Raw genomic sequence first — 9568 nt, 5'->3', positions numbered from 1 at the left:
CCCGTTACTGACTGGAGGTTGTTAGAAATAACTGTGATTTGTACTTGATCAGTGGTTTCTTGTCTTCCCAAAGCTTGGGCAAGAAATAGGAGACTGTAAAATCCTGTTGTTTGAGCTTGATCAACTTGTTCAATTGCTAATTCTTGGTCACTATTAGGTGTGACACTCCATAAATGAACAATCGTTTTTGGGAACTTGTTTTGTTTGAAAAGCTCCTGGATTAGAAGATCGTAATTATGATTATTTTCCGGATTGATAGTATATTGAGAGTTATTTAATAGGGTAAAGTTGTCCCCAAGTTTTATAGTAATTACATCCTGATTTTGTGTTTCTAATTGCTTGACTAACTTGCTACCCAAACCACACTCATCGATAAACACCAAAGTGCAGAATTTTTGAGATGCTAATTCTTGATGTTCGAGTTGTACAGGAGGTAAAGAAGGTTTCCAAAAAGGGATATAAAACCAGTCGGCTATATCAGGTTTTTTACCCAGTGATACTGAAGTGTGACGATCGCCTTGTCCTTGCTTGTTAGGTTCAATCCAGTAGCGTTGTCGTTCAAAGGGGTAAGTCGGCAAAGGCAAACGATGACGCTGCTCGTGGCTATAAAATCCCGACCAATCTATTTCTACACCAGCCAGCCACAACCTACCTAATGTCTGTAATAAAAAGCTAACATCTGATTGTTGCTCTTTAACATGACTTAATGAAGTTAGTACTTGTTGTTTAGTATTTTTATCTAGATGCTGTGTTGTTAATGTGCTTAATGTCCGTCCTGGCCCCACTTCTAGAAAAACGCCTTCAAACTGCTTTAACAGTAGAGATATCCCATCTGAAAACCTCACGGTTTCTCGTAAATGTTGACTCCAGTAGTTGGGATTTGTGGCTTGTTCTTCTGTAATCCAACTACCAGTCACATTAGAAATAAAGCGTATGCGTGGTGGATTCAGTTTGATTGTTTTGATCGCCTGAATAAATGCTGATAATATTGGTTCCATCATTTGAGAATGGAATGCATGAGACGTATGCAACAGTTGACATTCAACTTGTTGAGAAGATAATTGATTTTTTAGTATAGCAACTGCTTCGTCTGTTCCCGAAACAACACATAAAGATGGGCTATTAATAACTGCGATTTCAAGAGACTTTTTATACAACGTCTGTGCAGAGAGTAGCGATCGCACATCTTCTTCTGCAAGCCTAATTGCCAGCATACTTCCTCTGGACACTTGTTGCATTAACTCTCCCCTTTTTGCCACAATCAATAGGGCATCTTCTAAGGAAAATACACCTGCAATAGTCGCCGCGACATATTCCCCAATACTATGACCAATCATCGCCTCTGGATGTATCCCCCATGAGATCAATAACTGAGCCAGGGCGTACTCTGTAACAAATAACGCGCTTTGGGTGAGGGCTGTTTGTTGTAGTTGCTTTGCAGCAGTTTCAGTATCTTGTTCGCTGGGGTAAAGTAGGGAGCGGATATCAAGACCAAGGTGGGGTTGCAAAATCAGAGCGCAGGTATCTACATGTTTTTTAAACGTCGGTTCTACTTCATATAATTCCCGACCCATGTTTGCATATTGTGACCCTTGTCCTGAAAACATGAAGATGACTGGACAGTGACCTGGCTCATAGTGGTGACTAAAAATATGCTGTGAGTCTTTGGTGTTAAGTGATTTCACGGTATCATCTAGATCCTGACAAACTACCATACGGCGATAGTCAAAAGCTCGACGACCTACTTGTAGGGTGTAAGAGACATCTGGTAGGGGAATATCGGGGTTTTGCTCTAAATAATCACGCAGTTGTGCTGTCGCAGTGTCTAAAGCCGTGCTGGTTTTGCCTGAAAGCAGTAACAATTGCCAAGGACGTGAGGGACTCGAAGCTTCAATCACTGGAGCTTCTTGCAAAATAACATGGGCATTAGTCCCACCAATGGCTAAAGAACTTACACCTGCTCTGCGTGGTATTCCGTTGGTTTCCCATTCTGATAATTTGGTGTTGACATAAAAGGGGCTATTGGCAAAGTCTATCTGTGGATTTGGCTCCTGAAAGTGCAAACTAGGAGGTATTTGTTGATGTTTTAGTGCAAGGACTGTTTTAATAAATCCTGTCACACCTGCTGCTATATTCAAATGCCCGACATTGGTCTTTACTGAACCAATAGCACAAAAGCCTTTTTTATTTGTGCTAGCACCAAAAGCTTGTGTGAGAGCCTTGATTTCAATCGGGTCTCCCAAAATGGTTCCTGTACCGTGTGCTTCTACATAAGTAACAGTCTCAGGTTCAACTTCAGCTAAGGCTAAAGCTTCTAATACTACCTCCCTTTGACCCTCAACACTAGGGGCTGTATATCCAATCTTTAAAGAACCATCGTTATTAACAGCTGAACCCTTGATTACTGCATGGATAAAGTCACCATCAGCAATGGCATCCTCTAATCTTTTCAAGACTACTACACCTAAACCATTACCACCATTAGTTCCTTTAGCTTCAGCATCAAAAGCTCGACAATGACCGTCAGGAGAATGAATTCCTCCTTGTTGATAGTGATAACCTATTTTTTGTACCGTTGTAGTAGAAACACCGCCCGCTAAAGCAATATCACTTTCACCATTTAGTAAACTTTGGCAGGCTAGGTGGATAGCAACTAATGATGTGGAACAAGCAGTTTGAATATTAATACTTGGCCCTCTCAAGTTCAATTTGTAAGAAATTTGAGTGGGTAAAAAATCCTTTTCGTTTCTATGCAAAATTTGGTAGCTGTCTACTGATTCCATCAATTCTCGATTGGAATATAAGTTTAAAAGTAGGTACATATTTGGAGATGCACCAGCGAAAAGACTTATTTGACCACTATAAGTTTCAGAGTTGTAGCCAGCATTTTCTAAAGCTTCCCAAACACATTCCATGAACAGGCGGTGTTGTGGATCTGTAATTTCAGCTTCTCTAGGTGAAAAGCCAAAAAATGAAGCGTCGAATAACTCTATATCTTCTAATACACCGCTTGCCTTCACGTAATTGGGATCATTGAGTAATGATTGATCTACCCCAGCAGATATTAGTTCCTCATCCGTGAAAAAAGAAATTGACTCTACACCATCCCGCAGGTTTTGCCAAAAAATATCAATATTTTTTGAACCAGGAAAACGCCCCGCCATACCGATAACAGCTATTTCATCTTCGCCAATTGAATTCTCAGATTGATTTAATTTATTCATTTCCATCATGTTACTTTATTAAACAGCAACGTAATCAAATATTAGACCTATTGGATAAATATTTTTTTGTTTCAAGAATAGGTGCAGAGAAGAGAACACAAATAAATACTTTTGAAAGAAATCTATTAAATTGATATTTTTGCAGCCATTTGGATTTGGTCATTTAAAACTGCTTCAATATCTTCTTCTGTTGTTAACGGATTAGCAATCACTGCACGCATAGCAATTATAGGAATTTCGCTGCCAAAAACCATATCTTTTTTTGTGGTTCGGGAAATAAAAGTATGACCCATTTGGCGCTGATTTTTTTGTAAGCACTCATTAAATCTATTGATGATTTGATTATCTATATCTGTCAATTTATTTTCAGTACGTGCCTCTCTAAATTGTTTTGGAATATAGCGATAAGTTAACAAATTAGTATCAGGCTCCGCCAGTAATTCAAATTCAGGCATAGCCGAAATACAAGCAGCCATATATTGAGTTTTTCGGATTCCTTCATTAATCAAAAACTCATATCCCTTAACTCCAATCAGTTTTAAACCGGCGTGTAAAAATAAAGCCATGCCTGGTCGAGAACCTTCTAAAGCACGTTTACCTAAATCAAACGACCCCTTACGCATGGTATAACTGGCCTGTTTTTCGATCGCCCCAGCCAGATGTGGATCGCGGAAAAAGACCATACCAATGCCCATTGGTAGATATAGTTGTTTATGTCCATCAATAGTGACTGAATCAGCTTTTTCTATACCAGCAAGCTTATGCCGATATTGCTCAGAAAAAATTAGCGGACCACCCCAAGCAGCATCTACATGAAAATGAGCATTAGCTTCCTGTGCAATTTCTGCGATATCTGTAAGGGAATCGACTCCACCTGAATCTGTTGTACCAGCAACTCCCACAATTGCAATAATCAGCAAGTTTTTGGTACGACAATTTTCAACAGTTTGGCGCAGTGTTTCTATATCAACTCGATTATTACAGTCAGCAGGGATTCTGATCAAACTATGCGTACCAATGCCCATTAAATCCGTAGCTTTATCAAAAGAGAAATGCATCAAGTCAGAGCCAATAATTACTGCTCCTTTATAGCCATAGAAATCTAGAGCAGCTGCTAAACCTTCTTTTTCTACACCAAGAAATCCATCTTTCGGTCCTAGTAAAGCATTTCGCGCGCACCAAACTGCTGTGATATTTGCCACTGTTCCACCAGAAACCAAAATTCCAAGTGTACTCAAATTGTTTTGAATATGTTGAGTGTAAAAACCATCAGAAAAATTATAAATTTGTCTATGCAACATAGCCAAAGCTTCACGTTCACAAAAGCTTAGGGCTTTAGCTGTCTCTATTTTGACGACGTTTTGGTTCATTGCCGTCATTAGTTTAGCCAAAGGGCGTACAAAACTAGGAAGTGCCGAGGTCATGTGACCTATAAATCGTGGTGAAGATGTATGTATTGAATGAGCAACAATATTGTTGCCTATGTATTTGAAATAGTTCTCAAAATTAGTCGGCTCAACAGGAATTTTACTATCAGAAAATTTTTCTAATAGTGGCTCTAAATCAATGTTGGTATTAGAATCAATTGTGGTTAAAAAATCTTGCGATAAGCTATCAGTTATTTCATCGATTCGTTTCTCTATAGAGTTTGCTTGATTGCATGAAGCAAACAGCTGCATTACTTGTTCTTCTATCTCATGATCTAATGTTTGCTCAGATTCCAAAAAAGAATTTTTGTTTAGTATTTCTTGTTTACTTGATGTCATATTGTGTTGGTGGCGATTTTTTTATTTCATTTTTGCAGGAAGAATGTTTTGCCTGCTTTTCTCTAAAATCTGCGATTCTACAGTTCCAGCGATCGCCCTTCTTCAATCGCCTTGTTGAGACTAAAAATTTTGTTACTGTGTTGCCGCTCGGCGCTCTTTTCTAACTTGTTTTCGCCTCTGTACTGAAGCTGTTCTGCTCTCCGAATGATGAGCAGGTCGTAAAACAGATGTTGCTTCACTAGATTCCTGACTAAAATATTTAACCAGGTGACTGATAGTTGGATATTGAAACATCTCAACCAAGCTGAAATCTCGCTGAAATACTTTTTGCAACTTGTTAGGAACTTGAATTAAGAGCAATGAATTACCACCAAGTTCAAAGAAATTGTCATGGATTCCCACTCTTTCTACCTGAAGTAATTCTTGCCAAATAGATGCAATCACTTTTTCAACTTCGGTCTTCGGCGCCACATAGGATACCTCTAATTCTGGTCTTGAAGCCTCTGGTGCAGGTAATGCACTGCGGTCTATTTTGCCGTTGGGTGTTAGAGGTAGGGCGTTCAGCGTTACAAAGCTTGAGGGTACCATATACTCAGGTAATCTTTCTTTGATAAACGCTCGTAAGTCGCCGATCGAAAGGGTGGGTTTGTTTGCTATTATTTCGTCAGCCAGTAGGTGTGTTTTTTCTGTGGGTGTGACTTGTGTTCCTTCTGCTTGTTGTGTCGGAACAACATAGGCTACTAGGCGTTTGTCTCCTGGTTGCTCCTCTCGTGAGACAACTACAGCCTCCACTACTCCCGGATGTTGACTCAAGATAGTTTCTATCTCACTTAATTCGATCCGATATCCCTGGAATTTCACTTGGTGATCTACACGACCCAGAAACTCAATGTTGCCGTTTGGTAGATATTGTGCCAAGTCTCCAGTTTTATACAGTTTGTTGTTTGGGTTTGTCCCAAAGGGATTGGAGATGAAACGCTCTATGGTTAACTCTGGTTGGTTTAAGTAGCCACGCACCACGCCTTCGCCGCCAATGTAGAGTTCACCAGGGATACCAACAGGTACTAGTTGTAGATGGCGATCGAGAATATAAATTTCTGTGTTGGCAATGGGGCGTCCGATTGGTATTGTATTACCGACTTCTTGCAGGGGATAGCTTGTAGACCAAATAGTTGTCTCGGTGGGACCATACATATTATAAATTTCTGCTGAGAGTTGAGTCCGCAACTGTTCCGCTAGAGAAATGGGTAACGCCTCACCACCAAGCATCAATTTGCGGAGTGAACCCATCGCACTCAGCGCCTTATTATCCTGAATTAATATTCTTGCAAGAGACGGAGTGCATTGCAGATGTGTCACATTGTGCCTGGCAATTTGAGCAGGTAGGGAATAGTCAGTGTCATCTCTGTCTATTTTTTTGTTGCTCAATTCTCTGACTGTATTTAGATGATGCAAACTAGATAACACCGATTCCACATCCACACCAAAATCGATCAGACATGCAACCTCATCCACCCCGATCGCCTTGAGCCGGTTAATCATCCGCAAACAAGTGCTGGGTGTGCCGAACAAACTGCTCGTTTCAAAGTACCGATTAAAGGCGTAATTCAGCAGTTGTTCTTCTTCTTGTGCGGTAAAGTTCTCTGCATTAATATCGTGACCTAAGCTTTTTCCTAAGTTATTCAACAGACTTAGAGAACTCTTCAAGTACTGGTAAAAAGGTTGCCGCACCTTTTCTCGCACAACATCAATGTCTTCACCCACAAAGGTGTGAATCATCAGCGTCACGTGACCTGTTCCTTGTCCATGTCCGTGTTCCTGCCAGGATTGGCGATAAACCGCAATTTTTTCCTCTAGTTCCTCGATATTTTGATCGAGTAAATGGGTAAGTAAGTTGGCACCAATTTCACCCGCCCGACGAAAAGTTTCTGGACTACCTGCTGCTGTAACCCAAATCGGCACTTCCGGCTGAATCGGTTGGGGATGAATCTTCACTTCTACTTCTTTGCCACTACCTCCTGGCAGAGTTATCGATTCTCCGCGCCAGAGTTTGCGGACAGTTTCGATGTCACGAAACATGATTTGGAAGCGATCGCTATACTTGTCTGGTGCTAAGACAAAATCATTGGCGTGCCAGCCGGAAGCAAAGGAGATACCAACCCTGCCTCGCGAAAGGTTATCAACTACAGACCATTCTTCAGCAACTCGGATCGGATTTTGTAAGGGTAAAACAATACTACCAGCACGAATTTGAATTCGCTCTGTAATTGTGGCGATCGCTGCACTGACAACGGAGGGATTTGGATATAGACCGCCAAATGCATGGAAGTGTCGCTCTGGAGTCCAGATGGCTGCAAAGGCGTGTTTGTCGGCAAATTTAGCACCTTCAAGTAGTAACTGATACTTATCTGTGCCTGCCTGTACCTCGTCACTTGCAAAATAGAAAAGGCTAAATGCCATTTCTTTATCTGTGATTTTTTGGTCTACTTCAGTAGCAAAAGTAGTAGGTCTTGAATCACCATTAATCACAACTTGAAAACCGCGTGTCAGCGTCCACAGCAACTCTAACACTGAGATATCAAAGGAAATGCTGGTAACTGCTAGCCAAGTACCTGGATGATCGTTACCAATACTACCGTCCATTCCTGTAAAGAAATTGACAACGTTGCGATGACTGACCATCACTCCCTTTGGTTTACCTGTGGAGCCGGAGGTGTAGATCGTATATGCTAAATTGTCCGGCGAGGAGGCTGTTAGGGGATTCTGGTCACTAGCGCTTTGAATTATCTGCCAATTTCTATTTAGGCAAACCACCGATGCGCCAGAATTTGGAAGTTTTTCCAGTAATTGTTGTTGAGTCAACAGCACTGGCACTTGAGCATCTGCCAACATAAAAGTTAGGCGTTCCTGTGGGTATGCTGGATCTAGCGGTAGATATGCACCACCAGCTTTGAGGATGGCTAATAGTCCAACGATCATATCGAGCGATCGCTCTACACAAATCCCCACCAATACTTCTGATTTTACTCCCAGCGATCGCAGGTAATGCGCCAATTGGTTAGCTTTCGTGTTTAGTTGGCGATAAGTTAACTGCTCATCTTTAAACACCACTGCTACTGCATTAGGTGTACGTTCTACTTGCGCTTCAAATAATTGATGAATGCACTGATGTTGAGGATACTCAATTTCTGTATCATTCCACTCCCGCAGTAATTGATATTTTTCTTGTGCAGTCAGTAACGACAAATCTCGAAGTTGTTGTTCGGGATTGGCAACTATACTTTCTAACAAAGTCTTTAAATGCCCTAATATCCGATTAATCGTGGCACTATCAAAACGACGGGTATCATACCCAATCGACAGTAATAAATCTGAACCAGGATATACCTGTAGGGTAAGAGGATAATTCGTCTTTTCAAATATCCGAATTTCACCTATTACCATGCTTTGAGCTAGCTTTTCTCCAGTATCATCTACTAAATAGTTATTAAAAACTAGAAGGCTCTCAAATAGTGGCAACCCACGAGGAATTTCACTCCATTGTTGAATCTGTATCAGTGGACTATACTCGTACTGACGCATTTCCACTTCTTGAATTTGCAGCTTTTTCAACCAAGGTATAAACAAATCATCAGCAGGGACTTGTACCCGTAGCGGCAATGTGTTGGCGAAAAGTCCCATCATGGATTCTGCTTCTGCCAATTCAGTCGGTCGGCCTGAAGATGTGGCACCAAAAACTATATCTGACTCACCGCTATAGCGGCTTAAAAGTATAGCCCAGGCTCCTTTGAGTAGGATATTTAAAGTAAGATGATACTTTCGCGCCAGAGAATTCAAGGCATCTGTCGTTGTTACCGAGAGTAGAGTTTGTTGACAATCATGGTCTTCGTCTTCGCTAGAGAAAGTATCGGCAGCTTTGTCCATCATTAGTGATGTTGGTACCGTAAATCCTTTAAGCGTCTCGCGCCAGTAAATTTCAGCCTTTGATATATCTTGCTGCTGTAGCCAAGAAATATATTCTTTAAAGGGACGAGGACTTTCTAGATGTAAATCCTCACCTTTGCAAAAGGCATTATAGAATTCATAAAATTCTTTCCATAGCCATGTTAAAGACCACCCTTCCATCAATATATGGTGATAGCTGAAAACAAATTGATAAGCGTTGTCAGCCACCTGAATTAATGCCAAACGCATCAGTGGAACTTGGGAAAGTGTAAAGCCTTGTTTGCGATCTGCTGCTAAAAAAACTTCTAACTGCTTTTGTTGTTCCGGCAAAGAAAGTTCGCGCCAGTCTTGAAAATCCCAAGGCAAGTCTACTTGTCGATATACCACTTGATATGGCTTATCAAGATTTTCCCAGTAGAAGGAGGTACGCAAAATCGGATGTCGATCTAAAACTCGCTGCCATGCTTTGTGGAAAGCTGGAACATCAACTTGAGTTTGCAAGGCGTAGCAAAACTGCTCAAAATACATCCCCGAATTAGGTGTAACCAGCGTGTGAAAAAGCATACCCTGTTGTAAGGGTGAAAGTTCGTATATATCTTCAATATTATTTTGGTTCATGGAAAATTTCTCCTA

The 9568-nt window shown here is 41.0% G+C and carries 3 protein-coding genes; all 3 read right to left on the bottom strand.

Translation table 11 applies throughout. From position 1 onward, the window contains the following. A partial coding sequence (locus tag V7L07_RS15710; protein WP_335059309.1) for a type I polyketide synthase occupies positions 1-3224 on the bottom strand: 3224 nt, incomplete at its 3' end. Positions 3225-3349: 125 nt separating this feature from the next. After that, on the bottom strand, positions 3350-4990 hold the full coding sequence (gene panP, locus V7L07_RS15705) for a pyridoxal-dependent aspartate 1-decarboxylase PanP (protein WP_335059307.1): 1641 nt from the start codon (positions 4988-4990) through the stop codon (positions 3350-3352). A 132-nt stretch (positions 4991-5122) separates the two neighbouring features. After that, complete coding sequence (locus tag V7L07_RS15700; RefSeq protein WP_335059305.1) at positions 5123-9553, bottom strand: MupA/Atu3671 family FMN-dependent luciferase-like monooxygenase; 4431 nt, start codon at positions 9551-9553, stop codon at positions 5123-5125. Positions 9554-9568: the final 15 nt, after the last annotated feature.

Origin of the sequence: Nostoc sp. (assembly GCF_036916985.1) — a bacterium.
Lineage (GTDB): Bacteria > Cyanobacteriota > Cyanobacteriia > Cyanobacteriales > Nostocaceae > Nostoc.
The sequence above is the reverse complement of the archived record's forward strand: the minus strand, read 5'-3'. Positions and strand labels throughout refer to the sequence as shown.